The sequence below is a fragment of the Candidatus Vallotiella sp. (ex Adelges kitamiensis) genome, assembly GCF_020342435.1.
Lineage (GTDB): Bacteria > Pseudomonadota > Gammaproteobacteria > Burkholderiales > Burkholderiaceae > Mycetohabitans.
This window is the reverse complement of the sequence record NZ_CP080504.1, coordinates 350,411-371,315: the sequence shown is the minus strand read 5'-3', so window position 1 is coordinate 371,315 and position 20,905 is coordinate 350,411. Positions and strand designations below refer to the sequence as shown.

Annotated in this window: 20 protein-coding genes and 1 tRNA gene; 7 read left to right on the top strand and 14 right to left on the bottom strand. The window is 44.1% G+C overall.

Translation table 11 applies throughout. The annotated features are described in order from the left end of the window. The first annotated feature begins 229 nt into the window (after window positions 1-229). From tolQ to K0T93_RS01455, 7 genes are all read left to right on the top strand, one after another. Window positions 230-934, top strand: a complete 705-nt coding sequence (tolQ, locus tag K0T93_RS01485; RefSeq protein WP_225721637.1) for a protein TolQ — start codon at window positions 230-232, stop codon at window positions 932-934. After that, window positions 919-1,371: a biopolymer transporter ExbD gene (locus K0T93_RS01480; RefSeq protein ID WP_225721636.1), complete on the top strand. Its 453-nt coding sequence runs from the start codon at window positions 919-921 to the stop codon at window positions 1,369-1,371. Before tolQ ends, K0T93_RS01480 begins: the two co-directional genes overlap by 16 nt. A 74-nt stretch (window positions 1,372-1,445) precedes the next feature. Then, window positions 1,446-2,234 (top strand): cell envelope integrity protein TolA, encoded by a 789-nt coding sequence (locus K0T93_RS01475; RefSeq protein WP_225721635.1) that lies wholly within the window; start codon window positions 1,446-1,448, stop codon window positions 2,232-2,234. Window positions 2,235-2,376: 142 nt separating this feature from the next. Next, window positions 2,377-3,672 (top strand): Tol-Pal system beta propeller repeat protein TolB, encoded by a 1,296-nt coding sequence (gene tolB / locus K0T93_RS01470; protein WP_225721634.1) that lies wholly within the window; start codon window positions 2,377-2,379, stop codon window positions 3,670-3,672. 14 nt (window positions 3,673-3,686) lie between these two features. Then, window positions 3,687-4,208 (top strand): peptidoglycan-associated lipoprotein Pal, encoded by a 522-nt coding sequence (gene pal / locus K0T93_RS01465; protein ID WP_225721633.1) that lies wholly within the window; start codon window positions 3,687-3,689, stop codon window positions 4,206-4,208. Next, window positions 4,205-4,954, top strand: a complete 750-nt coding sequence (ybgF, locus tag K0T93_RS01460; RefSeq protein ID WP_225721632.1) for a tol-pal system protein YbgF — start codon at window positions 4,205-4,207, stop codon at window positions 4,952-4,954. Before pal ends, ybgF begins: the two co-directional genes overlap by 4 nt. A gap of 79 nt (window positions 4,955-5,033) precedes the next feature. Beyond that, window positions 5,034-5,109, top strand: a tRNA-Lys gene (locus K0T93_RS01455). Window positions 5,110-5,799: 690 nt separating this feature from the next. Here the strand turns inward: K0T93_RS01455 and purF are convergent. From purF to leuC, 14 genes are all read right to left on the bottom strand, one after another. Beyond that, a complete protein-coding gene (gene purF, locus K0T93_RS01450) occupies window positions 5,800-7,338 on the bottom strand; it encodes an amidophosphoribosyltransferase (protein WP_225721631.1) in 1,539 nt (512 codons plus the stop codon). A gap of 34 nt (window positions 7,339-7,372) precedes the next feature. After that, window positions 7,373-7,879 (bottom strand): CvpA family protein, encoded by a 507-nt coding sequence (locus tag K0T93_RS01445; RefSeq protein ID WP_225721630.1) that lies wholly within the window; start codon window positions 7,877-7,879, stop codon window positions 7,373-7,375. A gap of 31 nt (window positions 7,880-7,910) precedes the next feature. Further along, entirely contained in the window at window positions 7,911-8,552 is a 642-nt protein-coding gene (locus K0T93_RS01440) for an SPOR domain-containing protein (RefSeq protein ID WP_225721629.1), read from the bottom strand. Window positions 8,553-8,579: 27 nt separating this feature from the next. Further along, window positions 8,580-9,932 (bottom strand): bifunctional tetrahydrofolate synthase/dihydrofolate synthase, encoded by a 1,353-nt coding sequence (folC, locus tag K0T93_RS01435; protein ID WP_225721628.1) that lies wholly within the window; start codon window positions 9,930-9,932, stop codon window positions 8,580-8,582. A gap of 27 nt (window positions 9,933-9,959) precedes the next feature. After that, on the bottom strand, window positions 9,960-10,832 hold the full coding sequence (accD, locus tag K0T93_RS01430) for an acetyl-CoA carboxylase, carboxyltransferase subunit beta (RefSeq protein ID WP_225721627.1): 873 nt from the start codon (window positions 10,830-10,832) through the stop codon (window positions 9,960-9,962). Between the two features lie 46 nt (window positions 10,833-10,878). Beyond that, the gene (gene trpA, locus K0T93_RS01425; protein ID WP_225721626.1) at window positions 10,879-11,682 is read right to left on the bottom strand and encodes a tryptophan synthase subunit alpha; all 804 of its coding nucleotides are present in this window, start codon (window positions 11,680-11,682) and stop codon (window positions 10,879-10,881) included. A 1-nt stretch (window position 11,683) separates the two neighbouring features. Beyond that, window positions 11,684-12,577, bottom strand: coding sequence for a DNA-methyltransferase (locus K0T93_RS01420; RefSeq protein ID WP_225721625.1), 894 nt, complete (start codon window positions 12,575-12,577; stop codon window positions 11,684-11,686). A gap of 27 nt (window positions 12,578-12,604) precedes the next feature. Continuing rightward, entirely contained in the window at window positions 12,605-13,798 is a 1,194-nt protein-coding gene (trpB, locus tag K0T93_RS01415; protein ID WP_225721624.1) for a tryptophan synthase subunit beta, read from the bottom strand. A 63-nt stretch (window positions 13,799-13,861) separates the two neighbouring features. Then, window positions 13,862-14,554, bottom strand: coding sequence for a phosphoribosylanthranilate isomerase (locus K0T93_RS01410; RefSeq protein WP_225721623.1), 693 nt, complete (start codon window positions 14,552-14,554; stop codon window positions 13,862-13,864). Window positions 14,555-14,571: 17 nt separating this feature from the next. Then, window positions 14,572-15,369 carry a tRNA pseudouridine(38-40) synthase TruA gene (gene truA / locus K0T93_RS01405; protein ID WP_225721622.1) on the bottom strand — a complete coding sequence of 266 codons (798 nt, stop codon included), beginning with the start codon at window positions 15,367-15,369 and terminating at the stop codon, window positions 14,572-14,574. A 562-nt stretch (window positions 15,370-15,931) separates the two neighbouring features. Then, window positions 15,932-17,047 (bottom strand): aspartate-semialdehyde dehydrogenase, encoded by a 1,116-nt coding sequence (gene asd, locus K0T93_RS01400; protein WP_225721621.1) that lies wholly within the window; start codon window positions 17,045-17,047, stop codon window positions 15,932-15,934. Between the two features lie 290 nt (window positions 17,048-17,337). Beyond that, window positions 17,338-18,411, bottom strand: a complete 1,074-nt coding sequence (gene leuB, locus K0T93_RS01395) for a 3-isopropylmalate dehydrogenase (protein ID WP_225721620.1) — start codon at window positions 18,409-18,411, stop codon at window positions 17,338-17,340. 56 nt (window positions 18,412-18,467) lie between these two features. Further along, on the bottom strand, window positions 18,468-19,121 hold the full coding sequence (gene leuD / locus K0T93_RS01390) for a 3-isopropylmalate dehydratase small subunit (RefSeq protein ID WP_225721619.1): 654 nt from the start codon (window positions 19,119-19,121) through the stop codon (window positions 18,468-18,470). 236 nt (window positions 19,122-19,357) lie between these two features. Beyond that, on the bottom strand, window positions 19,358-20,767 hold the full coding sequence (leuC, locus tag K0T93_RS01385; protein WP_225721618.1) for a 3-isopropylmalate dehydratase large subunit: 1,410 nt from the start codon (window positions 20,765-20,767) through the stop codon (window positions 19,358-19,360). Window positions 20,768-20,905 lie beyond the last annotated feature (138 nt).

The window sequence follows — 20,905 nt, the reverse complement described above, 5'->3', positions numbered from 1 at the left end:
CACTTCATATTTATTAGCAGGGGTTAAGTTTCGGCCTAGATGCTATCTACTAGCATAACCTGTTCAGATTATATTCGGCTTATTAATATCTAGCTTGTTCGGCCTCCTGAAACTAGATACTAATCGCTTCTTGGCGCATTACATTTCCCGGAACTTATAGTGCGCGAACACGTAACATACATTGACACGCATAGCACATAAATCGATCTAGTTCATTCGATAAATCATTATGAATAACGTACAAGACCTTTCGATTATTCCGCTCGTATTAAACGCTAGTCTGCTAGCACAATCTATCATGGCATTATTGCTATTGTTGTCACTGATATCCTGGACTTTTATTCTCCAAAAATGGGTTTCGATTCATCGTGCTCGCAGACAGACCGAATCCTTTGAGCGCGAATTTTGGTTAAGTAGTGACTTGTATACTCTTTACCAAAAGGCGGAAAACAATCGACTTACAATTGGCGCTCTCGAGCGGATATTCGAGTCGGGTATGCGAGAGTTTTTAAATGCTAAGGAAACACTGGGAGTCAGACCTAGCGCGATATTGGATAGCGCACGTCGAGCGATGTGTGCTACTTTCCAGCGTGAAATAGACGCCCTAGAGATAAATCTTGCATTTCTTGCATCAGTTGCCTCAGTAAGCCCTTATATTGGTCTATTTGGCACCGTGTTGGGAATTATGAATGTATTCCGCGCACTTTCGAACGTGCAACAGGCCACACTGCCTAGCATCGCACCAGGTATTGCCGAGACGTTAGTCGCTACTGCCGTTGGTCTGTTCGCTGCCATCCCTGCGCTAGTTGCTTATAATCGCTATGCTCATAATATTGATCGGCTATCAATTCACTTTGAAAGCTTTATCGAAGAATTTTTAAATATTTTGCAACGGCAAGTTCACTCAAGGGAAACCCGATGGCCGGCGCTCTAATCGGTTCTAATCTACGCGGCAGTCGTTCGCGACGCGCGATGTCTGATATTAACGTCGTTTCGTACATCGACGTACTATTTGTTTTGCTTGTTATTTTTATGGTAACTACTCCGATTCTCTCGCCATCAATTATCAAGTTACCTTCGGTTAGCAATACTGTCTCAGAACAACAGAAACCGCCTGTTATCGTTAATATTAAGTCTGACAGTACAATAAGCGTTAAGTATAACGATGATACATCAAATTCTATGCAAGAATTGCCAATAACACTATCAGATCTGAACTACTTCATTGCCAAGCGGATGCTAGTATATCCCGGCCAGACGGTTGTGATTGGCGCAGATAAGTCACTCAAATATGAAATTGTGATGAACCTTGTATCAGAGCTGAAAGTAAACGGCGTGAAGCACATCGGGTTGTTTGTTAATCCGATATGAAACCAAAATTAGGATATTTACTTCAATGTATACCAGCGCGCAGCACACTGTATGCATTTATGCTTGCTATACTCATGCATATTTTGCTCTTGTTCTTTTTATGTAACAGAGTTCAATGCCCTCCTCCTATAGCTACTATCAGTACCGCAGTAGAAATTTGGGCGGATATACCGAAAGTACCAGCTAAGTCTTCTCCTACTTATACGTCTCTACGAGAATATCCTAAGGAAACAAACATTACGTTACTACGGGAAGATCAGCACAGGCAACAGGAAATGAAACATCAAAGTCAAATAACTGAACGGGAGCTCCTGCATCAGAAATCTGGACAACAAAACTATAAGAAATATAAGCAACACGCCTCGAAAAAAATAGCAGACCGCAAACTACAGAAGTGGCAGGAAAAGCCTACCCCAGCTACAAAACAACAAAAACAGCAAGCAGTTCAGATAAAACAGGCGATGCACCCAAAGCTTGAGAAGGAACGACAAGTATGGCTATCTCAGTTACAGGATTTGTCTAACAGCGATATGGCTAAGAATGATGCCGCAGTGACCTCAAAAAGCACAGGTACAGGAAACGATATAACAGAAATATCAGCTGGCTATGGGGACAAGGTACGGCACCGTGTACGACCTAATATTTTTTGGGCTGGGACTACTAAAGGATTAGATACATTAATTACTGTATGCTGCGCACCCAACGGTATGATACTTAATCTACATATTATACGTAGTAGTGGTAACCCACAGTGGGATGAGGCGGCGCGGCGGGCAGTTCAGCGGTCTAATCCAATGCCGCTGGATATCTATGGCAAGGCACCAAGGAGCTTCAATATCCAAATACGGCCTACCGATAGATGATGACAGCTAACCGAGGCGCATCTATTACTTACCTCAATGGATGCTCAATATAAATTTAGCTTGGGGAGACTAGTTACCTCGTTTCCCCTAATTACCCCGTCTAGATAAACGTATTGCTATAACGTAGTTAGAGAATAAATCTATGGGATTGATAAAAAAACTAGGGCTAAAAGCGCTAGTTACATTATTATTTGTTACTACTAGTACATTAGCAATCGCCGACCTAACAGTGCTCGTTACTGGTATAGGCTCGACTCGTTTCCCAATTGCGGTCGCAGATTTTTCAAACGAAACTAGTTTTCCGCAAAAAGTTACTAAGATTATACGGGATGATTTAGTAAGCAGTGGAAAATTTACTAATATCGACACAGGTAGTTCACCAATATCCGAATCTAACGCTGTTGATTTTGGGATTTGGAAGACTAAGGGGGCAAGCGCATTTATTAGTGGCAGCGTTACTCAGATCACAAATGGCCAGTATGAAGTGCGATTCCGCCTGTATGATACAATCAAGCGACAAAGTCTTGGTGGGCTTTCAATTGTAAGTTCAAAAAGTGGGTTGCATATAAGTGCACATAAGGTTGCTGACTATATCTATGAAAAGCTACTTGGATCACGCAGTATATTTTCTACACAGCTGTCGTATGTAACGCATTACAGGGGGCGCTATCAACTCGTAGTCTCTGACTGGAATGGTCAAAACGAACATGTTGCCTTAACGAGTTCAGAGCCGATTATTTCTCCAGCATGGTCCCCAGATGGCACGAAGCTCGCCTATGTGTCTTTCGAAAGAAAAAAACCAATCGTCTATATTCATAACTTGTTAACCAGCCAGCGCATGATAATATCCGACCAAAAAGGGAATAATAGTGCGCCAGCATGGTCCCCAGATGGCACGAAGCTCGCGCTGGCGCTATCAAAGACCGGTAATACGCAGATTTTTATCGTCAATAGTGATGGATCCGGCTTACGGCGGCTCAACCGCAGCTACTCAATTGACACAGAGCCAACTTTCTCGTCAGATGGCCAATCGATTTACTTTACTAGCGACCGGGGTGGGCAGCCTCAAATTTATAAGATGTCTATCCAGGGAGAATCATATAGCTCAGCGCAGCGCGTGACGTTTAATGGAAGTTATAATACGAGTGCCCGCATTTCGCCTGACGGTAAGAAGTGTGCATATATTTCATGCGTCGAAAATGTATTTAGGCTAAAGTTGCAAGACTTGACGACGGGAATAGTAACAGTACTGACTAATACAAGATACGATGAGTCACCAAGTTTCTCTGCAAATGGAGAATATCTTCTCTACGCGACCCAGGTCAATGGTCGTCAAGTACTAGCAATAGTTTCGACTGATAACAGTATGCATTATATATTAACAATCTCTGGCGGAAACGTTCATAATCCAGCCTGGGGTCCTTTTATTCAGTATTAAAAGTAAGGCTCGAAATGAAGTTTAAATGGCATATTTTATCTACGATCCTAATGGTAGCATCATTAGCGGCGTGCCACTCAAATATTAAACTAGATGAAGTTGCAAATACTAATAGAGATACTGCAGGTGTACAACTAGAACCAGCTGACGTGCAACAAGTCCATGTTGACAAGCTTAATAACCCACTTAATAAAGACAGCATCTACTTTGACTTCGATAGCTTTGCCCTCGACAAGGAGTGCCAGCCAATATTGCAAGCCCATGCAGAATATCTGAAAAGTCAGCCAAACTGCTATGTATTAATTCAGGGTAACACTGACGAGCGCGGTACTAGTGAATACAATCTAGCATTAGGACAAAAACGTGCTGAATCAGTGCGTCGCGCGCTAGTGTTACTCGGCGCTAATGAAAATCAGCTAGAAGCAGTTAGCTTAGGCAAAGAAAAACCAGCATCGACGTTCCACGATGAAGCATCATGGGCGCAAAATCGCCGAGCCGATCTTATCTATCCATCAATAATTGATGCTAACGAATGAATGTTCGTTTTAGTAGACCGAAAATTGCCATAGCTGTAGCTGTGACAAGCGTTATATTTTCTGCTTTGCCCGCGCACGCTAGTCTATTTAGCGATAACGAAACGCGCCAAGCAGTAGTTAATCTGCGAGCGACAGCCAATTTGTTATCAAATCAGATACTTGCTGTGCAGCGCGCAATATTTGATCAAGTAAATTGTTTTGAGCAGTTAAATCAGCAGGTAGCAATATTGCGTGGAAAAAACGAGGACTTAATTAATCAAGTTACTGTACTGCAGACGCAACAGCATAATTACTACACAGATCTAGACTCCCGGCTAAAAAAGCTTGAATGTCATCAAAAAATGATTAGCCGCTTACAAGGCAAGGCACAGTCAAGTGAAGCAGATGAATTTAACGCAGCGCTACAACTTTTTAAAAAAGGCCATTTCAAAAGTGCAGCCTCTGGATTCAAGGCATTTTCTTTGAAATATCCAAACAGCCTATATCAACCGACAAGCCAATATTGGCTCGGCAATGCATTATACGCACAGCGTAAATATAAGTTGTCGACACTTATCTTGCGGGGTATTGTAACTAAATATCCTACCCACCCGCGTGCACCAGAGGCGTTATTTGCTATTGCAAATAACCAATGGGAGCAGGGGCGAAAAAATGATGCGAAACGTACATTAAAACAAATCCTTTCACAATATAAAACATCAAATGCAGCGCAGGCTGCACAAAAACGGTTATTGCAGATTCAATAGAGGGAAGGAGAGGGCACCTATAGCTTATTATACTACTCCTTGACTAGTCTATTTTTTAACGATATCATTTAGATTAATTGGGTCGTTAGCTCAGCTGGTAGAGCAGCGGACTTTTAATCCGTTGGTCACTGGTTCAAGTCCAGTACGGCCTACCATTAATGTTTGATAGCATTAACTTAACAGTTTTCTAAAAAGATTACTAAAAAGTAGAAATTCTTTTCTGCTTTTTAGTAATTAAGTGAACTAATGTTTTAGATTCAAATCTAATTGCTCTATTATATATATATTTGACTCTCTAAATTTTAGAAAACTCTATATTATATTTTTTTAACTGAAAGAGTTCTATCTCTTCTTGAAGAAGAATCATTTGTATTTGAAAAATTTAATTCCACAAAAATAATTACTTCATTAATAATGATAAGCTATCTCTAGATAGCTAGAAATTTTAGCCTGCTATCTATGTAGCCCTAGCAAGCTTTATTAAACGTCATTCTCTATTAGGGGTTTATATAAACATGATTTGATAGGATAATAGTAAACAAAAAACTTTAGTATTAATAGCATATTATTCCTGTGCTACGTTCTATTCAGAATTCATTTTTAGCTATCTTGATATCTAGATAAAAATATATTATTAAGTCAGTCTAGAGCCTTAAGGTCTTAGTGAACATTAATCTAGAGAGATTAAAAATATTTTAGGAGTGAGTATTACCCAGTAATACTGGGTATATAAGTTATTAATAAGTTGAAGCGTATTATCTTGTCGCTTACCTAGACCACAGTTAATAAACTGCGGGTAGTCTCGGATAGTAGGGTTTAAGTATCTCGTATCGGTAAATTGCTTACTATTCAAACGATAAATTTAAATGAAATTGCGGGCGGTCGTTTCTTTCTCCAGTTATATTACCCTCTAACTGCTGTGGTATTAGATTAAATCGAATCTGTTCTATCTTATCTAGATACTCAGCTGTTACGTCACCAGTAATGTAGTGTCCATCAAAGCACGATGCCTCAAAATTCCATAGCTCTGGGTTCGTATCACGCACCGCCTGTTTCATATCCTCGACGTCTTGGTAAACAAGTGCATCAGCGCCTATAATCTGCGCTACTTCTTGGTCAGTTCTACCATATGCCACTAATTCACTACGGGTTGGCATATCGATTCCATACACATTTGGAAAGCGTACTGGTGGTGCTGCTGAAGCAAAAATGACTTTGTTCGCGCCAGCATCGCGTGCCATCTGTATAATTTCTTGTGACGTAGTTCCACGTACGATTGAATCATCGACAATCAGTACATTACGCCCTTTGAACTCGACCGCCATTGCATTAAGCTTTTGGCGTACTGATCTCTTGCGTACCGCTTGACCGGGCATAATAAAAGTACGACCAACATAGCGATTCTTGAAAAAACCTTCTCGATATTCGATCATTAGCTTTTTTGCAACCTGCATCGCCGCTGGCCGTGATGAATCAGGAATCGGCATTACAACATCAATCTGCGTGTCGGGTAGAGTGCGCTTAATTTTCTTAGCTAAGTAATCGCCCATGCGTAGTCGCGCGTTGTAGACGGGTACACCATCGAGTACTGAATCAGGCCGCGCTAGATAAACTAGCTCAAAAATACACGGATTTAGACTAGGATGCTTTGCGCATTGCCTTGTGTGCATCATGCCATCCATACTAATAAACACAGCCTCTCCAGGTGCTACGTCTCTTACGAACTTAAAAACGTTTCCTTCAAGGGCAACTGATTCAGACGCAATCATCCATTCAGAACCCTGCTTAGTCTCATGCTTACCAATAGCTAGAGGCCGAATACCATACGGATCGCGAAATGCTAGCAATCCATATCCAGCAATCAGAGCAACAATCGCATAAGAACCCTTTACTCGTCGGTATACCCCAGAAACTGCTTTAAAGATTGCGTTAGGCTCTAGGGAAAATCCGGTCGTAGATAACTGAAGCTCATGTGCAAATACATTAAGTAAGACTTCAGAGTCAGAACTTGTATTAATGTGTCGGCGGTCAATACGGAACATCTCGTCCTTGAGCCGTTCACAGTTTGTTATATTTCCATTATGTGCAAAGATAATACCAAACGGGGCATTTACGTAAAACGGTTGGGCTTCTTCAGCATTACTAGCCGAGCCAGCAGTTGGATAACGAACCTGCCCGATTCCGCAGTTGCCTAACAGCGAGCGCATGTTGCGAGTACGAAACACATCGCGCACCATACCGTTAGCTTTGTACATGTGAAATGTACTGCCGTTAACTGTTGCAATACCAGCAGCATCTTGGCCTCGATGCTGAAGCAGCAGTAAGCTATCATAGATCAACTGATTAATGGGAGATTGGGAAATTACACCTACGATGCCGCACATGGCATGTCCCTTGAAAATTGAACTAAGATGATGCTTAGAAGGGCATATATACTGCTATTACAGTTGGCAGGAACGGTTTTAGTTCATGCAAGCAACGTTCGGTATAAGGCCTAAATATCGCATGGCACCAAAAATTCTGTTGTGGCAGTTCTGTTAACTGAGCGAGTGCCACTAATAAGAGTACCAGTAGAAATCCTCGTATTAGACCAAATAGCATGCCTAACATGCGATCAATACCCTGTAGCCCGCCGATATTAGCAAGCCGTATAATTAACGCTCTGCTTATACTAAAAATAAGTAATATAGCTAAAATCAAACCAAAGAACGCGACTAGGTACTGTATTAACGCGCCGCCAGGCCAGTTCGCCGGTATATAGCTTACTAGTATTGGTACATAGATCGCAGAACTAATCATAGCGACGACCCATCCAATTAATCCAAATAATTCTGCTAAGAGCCCCCGCCATATACCGCGCAGCACTGATAGAATAATGACCACGATTACAATATAGTCGAAAGCGGTTAACGTCTTATCTATCATGCATTAGCCGTTTTTACTAACCACTATTTCGTTAGGGTCTTAATATTAGGTTGACCGCGCGGCGTATCTTCGTCACCGCATCAGCGGCCTCCGAACGATCAGAGAAAGGACCGGCGAATAATAAAATGCGTTCCTCCCTGCCGTCGGATTTGTACTGTCGTTCTAAATAAGCCGGTACACCAATAGCCTTTAGGTGACTTACCCAATTCTGAGCGTCTCTATTATTATTCAATGCACCTAATTGCGCCACGTAGCGATTACCGGTAGGAATATTCGGTTTACTACCAGAGCTTACCGAATTGAGTGACGTGTTTGCATTGCTTGGTGCTCGAGTCTGTCCAGCTGCGATTAGAGTTTCTCTACGAGATAGATTGTCTGGCACTAACTCATATTTCGATGGGATCTGAATGACAATATCGTCAGTTATGGTTTTTGGGGAAGAGTCAAGAATCAGCGGTAGTGTAACTACAGCTCCTATAATAAGCACAATCGCACTGATCAAACGCTGACGAGCACGGCGTTTATCAAGCGGCTTTAGGTCAAACAACATGGAATGTAGATTAGGATGACGATTAGCGGCCCGCCGCCGCTGGCTTATTTGGCTAGCAAAGTCCCGCGCAGTGGCCTGTAATGGGTCTAGATTATCCTTACTACGGAAAGAAAATAATTTCATATGGTCATAGCGAAGCTAAACAGGATACTAGCTTAACTGGTCTTCGCTTTGTACGGATACTTCCCTGATTTTAAGGTAGGCCATTACGCTGGATACCGTATAGAAACTACCCCAAACAACAATTCTATCACTTTTAGACGCCCGGCTGAGTGCATTCTTATAGGCAAGCCATGGATTTTCAAACTGCTGAATAGATGTACCTGAGGATGCGCTAAAATTGTCGTGCGGTATACCAAGTGCTATTAATCTTTTCTTAATATCAACCGCACTGATCGCACGCGATGTAGGTAATTTAGTGATGCACCAATAATGGACTTCGTCTTTCAAGTACGCAAGCATACTTGAAATATCTTTGTCAGCCATGGCTCCGAACACTGAATAAGTATATGGAAAATAGCCCATATTGCTTAGATTCTTTGCCAGAATAGCAGTCGCGTGAGGGTTATGTGCCACATCTAGCACAATCACTGGTCTACCAGGTAACACCTGGAAACGCCCCGGCAACCTAACACTCTCTAATCCAAGATGTATATCCTGTGAGTTAACTGGTAAGAGCTCATGCAATGCTTCAAGGGCAGCGAGTGCGGACGCAGCATTTAGTAACTGATTGGCACCGCGTAGCGCTGGATATGCTAACCCTACATGTTTCAGAGAGCGGCCGCGATAGCTCCATTGCTGTCTCCCGCTACTAATATGACACTCATAGCAAAAATCACGGTTGAATAGCCACAAGTCAGCGCTAATCGACTTTGCATGTTGAGCTACGCTAGACGGAGGTAACGGATCACCAATAATTGCTGGCTTTCCAGAACGAAAGATCCCTGCCTTTTCGTGGCCAATTAGCTCCCGCGTATCGCCAATATAATGCTGGTGGTCTAAATCGACGTTAGTAATGATGGTACAATCAGCGTCGATAATATTTACTGCGTCGAGGCGGCCACCTAGTCCAACCTCTAGGATTACTACATCGAGCTGTCGGGATGCAAATAAATGCATAATTGCTAGTGTCGTAAACTCAAAATAAGTCAATAAAACTGCTTGTGGTAACGACAACCTTGCAGTCTCGATGGCATAAAAATGCGGTAGCAGTTCATCATTGGTTGCGTTAAAGCCATCCAGGCGTGCCCGTTCGTTGAATTCCATTAGATGCGGCGACGTATGGCATCCTACGTGATAGCCAGCATTTAGAAGAATTGCTTCTAAAATAGCGCACGTTGACCCCTTTCCATTAGTGCCACCTACTACGATTACGGGACAGTTAAACTGTAAATTAAGCACTGTCTTGATGGACTTAACACGCACTAGTCCCATATCAATACCAACTGGATAAGCAGTTTCTAGATATAAAAGCCAATCCTGAAGGTTTATAAAAACTGTCATAAAGCCCTAGTACAGAGCGCCAGCGCTTTATATAACTGCGTCCGCTGGCCGGCGCGTTAATAACGCGATTAATTGAGCGATTTTGTTCCGTATTTTGCGCCTGTCCACAATCATGTCAATCATACCTTTTTGTAGCAAGAATTCTGACCGTTGAAAACCCTCCGGAAGTTTCTCTCGTACCGTCTGCTCAATCACGCGTGGGCCAGCAAAGCCGATGAGTGCACGAGGTTCAGCAATCACAAGATCGCCCAGAAAAGCGAAACTAGCGGATACGCCACCCATCGTTGGATCAGTTAGCACCGATATGAATGGCAGATTAGCCGTGGAAAGCTTTGTAAGCATCGCCGTAGTTTTAGCCATTTGCATCAGAGATAGTACGCTCTCCTGCATCCGCGCGCCACCTGATGCGGTAAAGCAAATAAATGGGACCCGTTGCTCAAGCGCATTTTTCGCCCCACGAACAAAGCGTTCGCCAACAACTGATCCCATCGAGCCACCCATGAACCCAAACTCAAAGCAAGCAACTACGACTGACAACGTATGGATCATACCACCCATCACAACTATCGCATCAGTCTCTCCAGCTTCATTCATCGCTTCCTTAAGTCGATCTGTGTATTTACGGCTGTCTTTAAACTTTAGGGCATCAACCGGTAGGATCTCATAGCCAATTTCATAGCGGCCATCCGGATCAAGCAACATATCTAAGCGCTCTCTTGCACTAATTCGTATATGCTGATCGCACTTTGGGCACACATGCATATTTTCCTGGATATCATTACGGTAAAGCACAGCTTCACAGTTCGGGCACTTGACCCATAGTCCTTCCGGGATACTTTTTCGGCTACGCGGATCTGTCTGCTTGATCTTTGGAGGAAGTAGTTTATCTAGCCAACTCATGAAAATTCCTTGATGCGTAGTTGCATCATACTATGTCATCATAGCGTTAGACTATATAGTCTAACGCTTGACGTACTTCAGAAACAAAAGTCTTAAGCATCCGAATAGCATCTTGCTTTGGCGTCTGTTCAAGTAGTTGAACAATACAACTACCAATTACGACCGCATCACTGACCTCGGCGACCGCTCGAGCAGTTTCAGCATCGCGAATTCCAAAACCGACCCCTATCGGTAAAGGTATCTGTGCCTTGATAGCCGGTATTTTACCTGCGATATTAGAAATATCGAGATTTATAGCACCGGTTACTCCGTTAAGGGATACATAATAGAGATAACCACTTGCCAGGCGTCTTACCTTAAGAATACGCTCTGCGGTAGATGTCGGCGCAATCATAAAAATTAGATCAATATCGTGCCTGCGTATTGTGTCTGAAAATTCAACGGCTTCCTCGAGCGGATAGTCAACTACCAATACACCATCAACGCCAGCTTTACGTGCCTCGACCCCGAAAACCTCGCGCCCCATCTTCTCAATCGGATTAGCATATCCCATCAGAACTACAGGTGTATCACGGTTATACTCACGAAATGTGCGTACGTCGTTGAGCACGCGCCGTAATGTGATACCACGCGTTAGTGCACGCTCAGATGAGCGCTGAATCACAGGGCCGTCAGCCATAGGATCTGAGAACGGCACACCAAGCTCGATAATATCAGCGCCGCTAGAAGCTAACACGTGCATAAACTCGACTGTACGAGCGGAGTCTGGGTCGCCTGCAGTCATAAATGAAATGAGCCCTTTACGGCGATTTCGAGCCAACTCCGCAAACTTTATTTCAATTCTAGACATGCTATAAGGTCTCGTTTGGGAGAACGCTGCCCACGTCTAGTTTAGCTAATCTCTGGCGAGCAAGTGCGCAGTATTCTGGATTAATCTCATAGCCAATAAAGCGGCGTTGGTGACGTGCACAGGCTACAGCAGTAGTGCCACTGCCCATGAACGGATCAAGCACTAAACCCCCGGGGGGACAACTGGATAGCACCATTCTTTCAATAATCTCTAGTGGCTTTTGTGTTGGATGCGAGACACGCTCGGCGTGCTGGCGATGTAGGCGTGACACTGACCAAATATCTTTTGGGTTACAGCCAAGCTCAAGCCATTTACTGCCTTTAAAAATACTGCGAGTTCGAGCTTTCTTCATAAGGGAATTATACGGAATACGCACTGAGTCTAGATCAAAGTAATAGTTTTTTGATGTCACGAAAAAGCCAATATTATCGTGCACCGATGTAAATCGACGTGTCGTTCCACCCATGCTTGGCACACGTCGGTCCCAAATAACCTCGTTGATCATTTTAAGCCGGCGCTTTAAGAAGCAGAAAATCTCTGGCGCATATTGCCACGTGCAGAATATGTATAGTGATCCGCTTAGCTTAAGCTTTGGAAGCGCTATTTCAAGCCAGCGGTAGGTCCACGCGATAAAATCTTGGCTAGTGCGCTTGTCTGAATCATTACCATAGTCTTTTCCTAGCCCGTATGGCGGATCACCTAAAATGAGGTCAACTGACCGGTCTTCCACGCTATCCGCGTCAGTGAGAAAATCGAGATTGCATAATGCAACTCCGGGTAAGATATCGCACGACTGTAGCGCGACGAGCGCTAACTCACTATATTCTCTGTCATTCAGTTTGACTTGATTACTTCTAGGTTTAACTCGTTTACAAGATCCGTCATCCCGTATCATAATTAGTATCGTATTACGGCAGCGCCCTTAAAATGTAATGTCGGCACGCTCAGCTACTGTATGTATATCTTTATCGCCACGGCCTGATAGGTTCACTAGCAATAGCTGGTCGCGTCCCAGGCTAGGGGCAATCTTTGCCGCATATGCAAGCGCGTGGCTGGACTCAAGCGCAGGGATGATACCTTCAATGCGGCAGCAGTTATGAAATGCGCTTAGAGCTTCATCATCTGTGATCCCAACATATTGTGCACGGCCGATATCGTGTAGCCACGCATGTTCAGGCCCGACACCTGGATAATCCAGTCCAGCAGAGATTGAATGCGTATTGATAATTTGTCCGTTTTCATCTTGTAACAGATAAGTTCGGTTACCATGTAGGACGCCAGGCGAGCCGCTGATCAGTGATGCCGCGTGCCTACACGTTTCCACTCCATCGCCAGCCGCTTCCACGCCAATTAATTTAACTGTTATATCGTCAATATATGGATAAAAAATGCCCATTGCATTTGATCCGCCCCCTACACACGCAATCACTATGTCTGGCTGACGACCGACTAACTCTATCATTTGCACTCGACACTCGTCGCCAATCACGCACTGAAAATTACGCACCATCATTGGATAAGGATGCGGGCCAGTCACGGTACCGATAATATAAAATGTGCCCTCAATATTCGAGACCCAATCTCGCATCGCCTCATTCAATGCATCTTTCAGCGTTTGCGAGCCTGAGTTAACAGGCACAACGGTTGCCCCGAGCAGTTTCATTCGATAAACATTTGCCGCCTGTCTACGTACATCTACGGCACCCATGTATACTACGCACTCCATGCCTAGACGCGCAGCAATCGTCGCTGTAGCTACGCCATGTTGTCCAGCTCCTGTCTCCGCAATAACACGCAACTTACCCATGCGCTGCGCTAGCAGCGCCTGTCCAATCACATTATTAATCTTGTGTGCGCCAGTATGATTTAAGTCCTCACGCTTTAAGTAAATCTGCGCACCACCGAGTAGCTCACTCCAACGCTTCGCGTGGTAGATCGGTGATGGACGTCCGACAAAATGCTTCAGCTCGCGCGCATATTCATCAACAAACTCGGGATTCTGTCGGTATTTTCTGTATGCTTTACGCAACTCAGTAAGTGCATGAAGTAGGGTTTCAGAGACGAAGATACCGCCATATGGACCAAAATGACCCCGCTCATCAGGTAAGTTATACATTACAACACTCTCCTCAGATAAAGACCGCCCTATGAAAGCCCACGTGCTATGCGAGTTCACTATTTAGTGGCTTTCTATAGCAGACCATGCCATATCTGCAGCCTGAACGGCAGCAATAAACGCTGCCATCTTGGTATAATCTTTTACGCCTTTAGCACTCTCAATGCCGCTAGATACATCCACAGCGTACGGTCGTATTTGATGAATAGCATTCGATACGTTTTTTATATTTAATCCACCACTAAGAATAGCTTTATGCGCAATCTCCAATGGTATTAGTGACCAATCAAAAACTTCTCCGCCTCCGCCATACTCATCAACCAACGTATCGAGTAGCAAGCCTGTCGCGCAACCATAATGGCGGGTTAATTTAATTAGATCAGTTGACCTAGTATCTGGCCCGACATGTAGTGCACGCAGCCAACGCAGCTTTGCGCGGTCTGCCAAGGTCTTGCAACGCTGCGGCGTCTCGTCACCGTGAAATTGCAAGATTCCAAGCGGCACTGTATTAATCACTCGCTCAAACAGAATGTCATCAGCATTAACAAAGAGCCCTACCACAGAAATAAATGCAGGAACACGGCGTACTAAAGCTGCAGCAAGCTCAATACTTACATAACGTAGACTAGGTGGGTAGAAGACGAGGCCAATTGCGTCTGCGCCGAGTGTGACCGCCCAATCGACATCTTCCTCGCTGCATAAGCCACACAACTTCACGCGCGTACGTCGCACGTGGCAATCTGATTTGAAGAACATAATAGCAGTAAGCTTAATTATAAGCTTATTCCTTGTTGGAACGGCAAACATGTAAGATTAGACGGTGGCACACCAAAATAATCAGGATAACTTACTTGTAGCAAGTATAGGCCATCTGGCATGAACGTTGATGCTGCGCCCTTGCGATCTCGAGTAGCAAGTACTTCAGCTATCCAACAAGCTGGATACTTACGCCGGCCTACTAATATCAAGCAACCCATGATATTACGTACCATGTGGTATAGAAACGCATTCGCGTGAAAGCGCAGATGCACAAACAACCCATCTTCAACGATATCAATCGCATATAGATGCTTGACAGGTGTCTTCGCTTGGCAATTAGGCGAGCGAAACGACGAAAAATCGTGCTTACCAATTAAATGCTTAGCAGCTTCTCGCATCATCTCAACATTTAGCGCTGCATGAACCCAGCCGGCACGCCTAGCAAGCATTGGCGAGCGTACAGCGTGTGCATACAGCACATAAAAATACACACGCTCAAATGCAGCAAAGCGCGCATGAAAAGTCGGAGATACTGACTTAGCCCACTGTACTGCAATACTCTCCGGCAAAAACGCGTTAACTCCACGAACCCATGAAGATTCTGATCGGTCAAGTTGAGTATCGAAATGCACAACCTGACCAAGCGCATGTACACCTCTATCAGTACGGCCAGCTACAACAGTAGACAACGGTACTCGTGCGAAGTGCTCTAACGCGCGCTCAAGTGCATTTTGCACAGTATTACCATGTGGCTGCGCTTGCCATCCGAGAAATTCGGATCCATCATACTGGAGTCCTAGCGCGATACGCATTATTCACCCCCGCTCAATGCGGGGCAAGCGCGTTGCGCAGCCCCCGCGTTTCGCGCAATAATATTGAATTACTTGACATGGTGATTTTTCTGTCGTATGCATGCGCTAGATCGCTTAAATCGATGTATTCTGCGTCTAGATCAAACTTATTACAGGTAAGCCTTATCAGTTTACCAGATCAATAATAATTACTAAATCGTACACACTCGATAGCTAAATGCTAGTGCTGCGACAGCGTATAGTAAGACGTCAGATAATCAGCAAACTGTGATTAGTGGAAGTGCGGTACGATAATACCGTTTAGATCTTCTTGCATAAATAGAGGGCTGTATTCACGGCCTCAGCAAAAATACTTTGATTATTACAGTAATGGTATAGTACACAGCCTCTAAATCTAAAATTTATTAGAGCACTTTCAGTGTCGTTAAAATATACACCTATTTAGGATAAATCTATAATGTGTATAGTCGTTAAAGTAGTTTTTTTATAAAAAAATTATAAAAATTGTTACACGATTTAAAGTACTATTATTTTTTCGCATATAGGTTTATTACCTTACAGATCAGTGCTCAATTAAAATTCTCAACATTCGGCGCAGTGGTTCGGCAGCGCCCCATAACAACTGATCGCCCACCGTAAATGCTGCTAGATATTCTCCCCCCATCGCAAGCTTGCGCAATCTGCCGATCGGCACCGATAATGTACCGGTCACGTTAGCTGGCGACAGCTCATGTGTTGATGCATGACACTCATTCGATATAACTTTTACCCAATCGTTTGCTGTTGCCAGCATATGATTAATCTCGTCGAGCGGCACATCTTTTTTTAGCTTGATTGTCAGTGCTTGAGAATGGCAGCGCATTGCACCAATACGTACGCATAATCCATCAACTGGAATAGGCTTAGACTCACTAATTCCTGAGCGGCCTAGGATTTTATTCGTCTCAGCACTACCCTTCCATTCTTCTTTTGACATGCCATTTCCTAGATCTTTATCGATCCATGGAATAAGTGAACCAGCCAGAGGCACGCCGAAATATTCTATCGGTAGAGCGGCACTATTCATTATAGAAGACACGCGGTAATCGATATCTAAGATAGATGATGTAGGATCAGCTAATTGCAACTCAACCGCGTTATACAATGTTCCCATCTGAGATAAAAGCTCGCGCATATTTTGCGCGCCAGCCCCAGATGCAGCCTGATATGTCATCGCGATTACCCAATCGATCAGATCACGCTGGAATAATCCACCTAGTGCCATTAGCATTAAGCTCACAGAGCAATTCCCACCAATGAAATCGCGCCCGCCACGCATCAGTGCATCATGAATCATATCCAGATTAATCGGATCTAAAATAATTACCGCATCATCTTTCATCCGCAGAGTAGATGCTGCATCAATCCAATATCCATGCCATCCAGATGCGCGTAGTTTTGGATAGATATTTTGGGTATAGCTACCTCCCTGGCATGTAATAATTGTGTCACAGCGCTTTAATTCATCAAGATTTGATGCTCCCTTCAGCTTTGAATTTGAAAATACTGGTGCTGAACCACCTACATTACTAGTACTGAAGAAAACTGGTTCTATTAAGTCGAAATCGCACTCCTGCTGCATACGCCGCATTAGGACGCTGCCGACCATGCCGCGCCAACCAACAAAACCTACGTTCATGACTTGCCTTTGGGATTAATTCTTGTATGCACTCATCCCTAGTATGGCCGCGTAGAATAGATAGAGCGGACACAACCGGACACGATTAAGTTTTAATCGTTTTACGAGTATGAAAATAGTAGCTGTGCTAATAAACTAACGTTACTTACAGTAGCTAGTATTTGAGAGTTGGGTGCTAATATTAGCCTTTTATTATATAGAAATAAGGGGGGAAATGGTACCAAAACTGTTTAAAAAACGAACTTATTTAATAATTTAAATTACCTTAGTTTAAATATACCGCGCAATTATCAGTGTGTTAATGCTGCAATGACCGCATTACCCATTTCACATGTGCTAACTTGCTTACAACCCGGCGTCATTATGTCTAATGTACGATAGCGCTGCGCGAGCACGCGCTTAACCGCATCCTCGATTCTATTCGCCTGTTCAGGTCGTCCTAATGAATAACGTAGCATCATTGCAGCTGATAGGATCATTGCAAGTGGATTGGCTATACTCTTTCCCGCAATATCTGGCGCTGAACCATGCGATGGCTCATATAAGCCTTTATTATTCTCATCAATCGATGCAGATGGCAACATACCGATCGAGCCAGTTAACATTGCAGCTTGATCTGATAGAATATCTCCAAACATGTTACCCGTAACAACCACATCGAAAGCTTTAGGTGCTTTTACTAGTTGCATCGCCGCGTTGTCAACATACATATGCGATAATTTTACATCTGGATATTCGCACGCTAGATCAATCATGACTTCCCTCCACAGTTGTGACGTCTCTAGCACGTTAGCTTTGTCAATCGATGTCAACTGCTGCGTTCGCTTTCTTGCGGCTTGAAAGGCTACGTGCCCGATTCGCCGAACTTCTCGCTCTGTGTAACGCATCGTGTCGAAACCTTCCCGACTACCGTAGAATAGGCCATCAGGTGCATCTCGAAGACCGCGCGGCTGCCCAAAGTAGATATCGCCATTTAATTCTCGTACAATTAAGATGTCTAATCCGGAAATGATTTCCGGTTTTAGCGAGGATGCATTTGTTAGTTCTGGATAGCAAACTACCGGTCGCAAGTTAGCAAATAACCGTAAGTACTTACGTAATCCAAGGATTGCTTGCTCTGGGCGTAACATGCGCTCCAGGCTATCATATTTCCAATCGCCAACTGCGCCAAATAAGATAGCGTCAGCATGCTTAGCCAGTTCTAGTGTGGCATCTGGTAAAGGATGCCCGCTAGCCTCGTAGCCTGCACCGCCAATCGGTGCAGATTCGAGCTCAAAGTGCTCGTCGAGCGTATTTAATACTTTTACTGCCTCAGTGACAATTTCTGGACCAATTCCGTCACCAGGCAAAATAGCAATCTTCATGAATTATATTTCATAGAAATTTTACAAAAACAAAACGTATAGGGGTAAGTATCGCTTTACTTGACAAGTTGATTAGTCAGCCATGGCTGATGGGCTAGTCGCTTAGCCTCGAACTGAGTAATTCGCTGACTATGGCGTAGAGTAAGATCAATATCATCGAAACCATTAAGCAAACAATACTTACGAAATGGTGCGATATCAAAATTAAACACATCTCGCCCACACATAGTACGTACTTTCTGCTGTTTCAGATCAATTGTTAGCTGGAAGCCATTAAATATAGCAGTATCGTTAAATAGCTGATGCACGTTAGAGGCAGGTAAAACGATTGGTAATAAGCCATTCTTAAAGCAATTGTTGAAGAAAATATCTGCAAAATAGGGTGCAATAATTGCCCGGAAACCATACTGTTGTAATGCCCAGGGTGCGTGTTCACGTGAACTACCACAACCAAAATTCTGGCGGGCAAGCAAGATTGAGGCGCCTTGGTAGCGCGGCCAATTAAGTACAAAATCTGGGTTCAATGGGCGCCTCGAACAATCTTGGCATGGCTCCCCATGGTCTAGGTAGCGCCATTCGTCAAACAGATTGGGACCAAAGCCTGTACGCTTAATTGATTTTAGGAATTGCTTTGGAATGATGGCATCAGTATCAACATTCTCGCGATCAAGAGGTACGACAATACCAGTATGAATAGTAAATTTTTCCATAACTTCCTCGAACTTGATTGAATTAGGTCAGGTTCGACTTTATAAGTTGCATTAAGTAGCTTTGCATAACTCCGTCGACATGACCTGTATTAGTCTGTACCCTCTCAATTCTCGCACTGACTGCGTGGCGCCCTACTTTAAAAAGCTAAATATTAAAAGGTAGTGGCTGCCCCACTGCTGAAACCGCTTTAACCTACCTAATAATCGCATGCATTGTATGCTTTGTGTAGCGCTTTTCAAGCTAGCTGACGCACATCAAAAAAATGTCCAGCTATGGCAGCTGCAGCTGCCATAGCTGGACTAACCAGGTGAGTACGCCCACCGTTTCCCTGGCGCCCCTCGAAATTACGATTCGATGTCGATGCACAGCGCTCGCCCGGTTCAAGTTGGTCTGCGTTCATTGCTAAACACATTGAGCAACCCGGCTCGCGCCATTCAAACCCAGCGTCTTTAAATATTTTATCAAGTCCCTCACGTTCGGCCTGAGCCTTCACTAGCCCAGAACCTGGCACAATTAGCGCTTGTCGAATACTCTTTGCAACGTGTCTCCCAAGTTTATGCACTACGTTTGCAGCAGATCGTAGATCCTCTATCCGTGCATTCGTGCAAGAACCAATAAAAATCTTGTCTGGCTTAATTGCCTCTATCGGCATATCAGGCTTTAGTGCCATGTACTGCAACGCTCGCTCCATCGCATCGCGTTTAACTAAATCTTTCTCTCGCTCTGGGTTCGGCACTCGTGCATCAATTGATGTAACCATCTCTGGCGACGTTCCCCAGGTCACTTGCGGTACAATTTGTAGGGCGCTTAGCTCAACGATCTGATCAAAATATGCACCCTCGTCAGAGCGGAAAGTACGCCAATACTGCGCAGCTTGTTCAAATTCAGTGCCTTTCGGAGAAAATGGACGTTCATGCAAGTAGTGGATTGTCGTATCATCAACCGCTATCATCCCAGCACGTGCACCAGCCTCAATAGCCATATTACATACAGTCATGCGACTCTCCATAGAGAGCGAACGGATGGTAAATCCACCAAATTCAATTGCATAACCCGTACCACCAGCTGTACCGATACGTCCTATAATTGAAAGTACAATATCCTTAGCTGTACATCCATGCTGTAATATACCATCAATTTTGATCAGCATATTTTTGCTTTTTTTCTGAAGCAAAGTCTGGGTGGCAAGGACATGCTCAACCTCAGAGGTGCCAATCCCGTGTGCGAGTGCACCAAACGCGCCATGCGTTGATGTATGGGAATCACCGCATACGATAGTCATGCCTGGCAACGTTGCTCCCTGCTCTGGCCCAATGATATGAACAATGCCCTGCCGCTGATCGTTCATCTTAAATTGAGTGATGCCATAAGCGTCGCAGTTAGCATCTAGCGTATCAACCTGCAATTTAGATACCGGATCAGTAATACCGTAACTGCGATCAGTAGTCGGTACGTTATGGTCCGATACGGCTAGGTTCGCGCTAATACGCCATATTGGTCGGCTCGCGAGCTTTAAGCCTTCAAATGCCTGCGGCGAAGTTACCTCATGCAATAGGTGCCGGTCAATATATAGTAGTGTGGTACCGTCTTCCTCAGTATGGACGACGTGCGAACCCCACAGTTTGTCGTACAGGGTTTGGAGCATAGCGTTCAGTTTTTAGTCGGGGGGGGCTGGATCGTGATATTGAAGGAACGGAAGTTCAGGCGCACTTACCCAACAGCTTAGTGTGCTATATCTTTTCCATAGCTGACCGTGACAGCTAGTTTACCTAGACTGGCTTTT

Bases quoted from the DNA above. Each gene is read 5' to 3' on its own strand.
- tolQ (WP_225721637.1), top strand. From the start codon at position 230: ATGAATAACGTACAAGACCTTTCGATTATTCCGCTCGTATTAAACGCT.
- K0T93_RS01480 (WP_225721636.1), top strand. From the start codon at position 919: ATGGCCGGCGCTCTAATCGGTTCTAATCTACGCGGCAGTCGTTCGCGA.
- K0T93_RS01475 (WP_225721635.1), top strand. From the start codon at position 1,446: ATGCATATTTTGCTCTTGTTCTTTTTATGTAACAGAGTTCAATGCCCT.
- tolB (WP_225721634.1), top strand. From the start codon at position 2,377: ATGGGATTGATAAAAAAACTAGGGCTAAAAGCGCTAGTTACATTATTA.
- pal (WP_225721633.1), top strand. From the start codon at position 3,687: ATGAAGTTTAAATGGCATATTTTATCTACGATCCTAATGGTAGCATCA.
- ybgF (WP_225721632.1), top strand. From the start codon at position 4,205: ATGAATGTTCGTTTTAGTAGACCGAAAATTGCCATAGCTGTAGCTGTG.
- purF (WP_225721631.1), bottom strand. From the start codon at position 7,338: ATGTGCGGCATCGTAGGTGTAATTTCCCAATCTCCCATTAATCAGTTG.
- K0T93_RS01445 (WP_225721630.1), bottom strand. From the start codon at position 7,879: ATGATAGATAAGACGTTAACCGCTTTCGACTATATTGTAATCGTGGTC.
- K0T93_RS01440 (WP_225721629.1), bottom strand. From the start codon at position 8,552: ATGAAATTATTTTCTTTCCGTAGTAAGGATAATCTAGACCCATTACAG.
- folC (WP_225721628.1), bottom strand. From the start codon at position 9,932: ATGACAGTTTTTATAAACCTTCAGGATTGGCTTTTATATCTAGAAACT.
- accD (WP_225721627.1), bottom strand. From the start codon at position 10,832: ATGAGTTGGCTAGATAAACTACTTCCTCCAAAGATCAAGCAGACAGAT.
- trpA (WP_225721626.1), bottom strand. From the start codon at position 11,682: ATGTCTAGAATTGAAATAAAGTTTGCGGAGTTGGCTCGAAATCGCCGT.
- K0T93_RS01420 (WP_225721625.1), bottom strand. From the start codon at position 12,577: ATGATACGGGATGACGGATCTTGTAAACGAGTTAAACCTAGAAGTAAT.
- trpB (WP_225721624.1), bottom strand. From the start codon at position 13,798: ATGTATAACTTACCTGATGAGCGGGGTCATTTTGGTCCATATGGCGGT.
- K0T93_RS01410 (WP_225721623.1), bottom strand. From the start codon at position 14,554: ATGTTCTTCAAATCAGATTGCCACGTGCGACGTACGCGCGTGAAGTTG.
- truA (WP_225721622.1), bottom strand. From the start codon at position 15,369: ATGCGTATCGCGCTAGGACTCCAGTATGATGGATCCGAATTTCTCGGA.
- asd (WP_225721621.1), bottom strand. From the start codon at position 17,047: ATGAACGTAGGTTTTGTTGGTTGGCGCGGCATGGTCGGCAGCGTCCTA.
- leuB (WP_225721620.1), bottom strand. From the start codon at position 18,411: ATGAAGATTGCTATTTTGCCTGGTGACGGAATTGGTCCAGAAATTGTC.
- leuD (WP_225721619.1), bottom strand. From the start codon at position 19,121: ATGGAAAAATTTACTATTCATACTGGTATTGTCGTACCTCTTGATCGC.
- leuC (WP_225721618.1), bottom strand. From the start codon at position 20,767: ATGCTCCAAACCCTGTACGACAAACTGTGGGGTTCGCACGTCGTCCAT.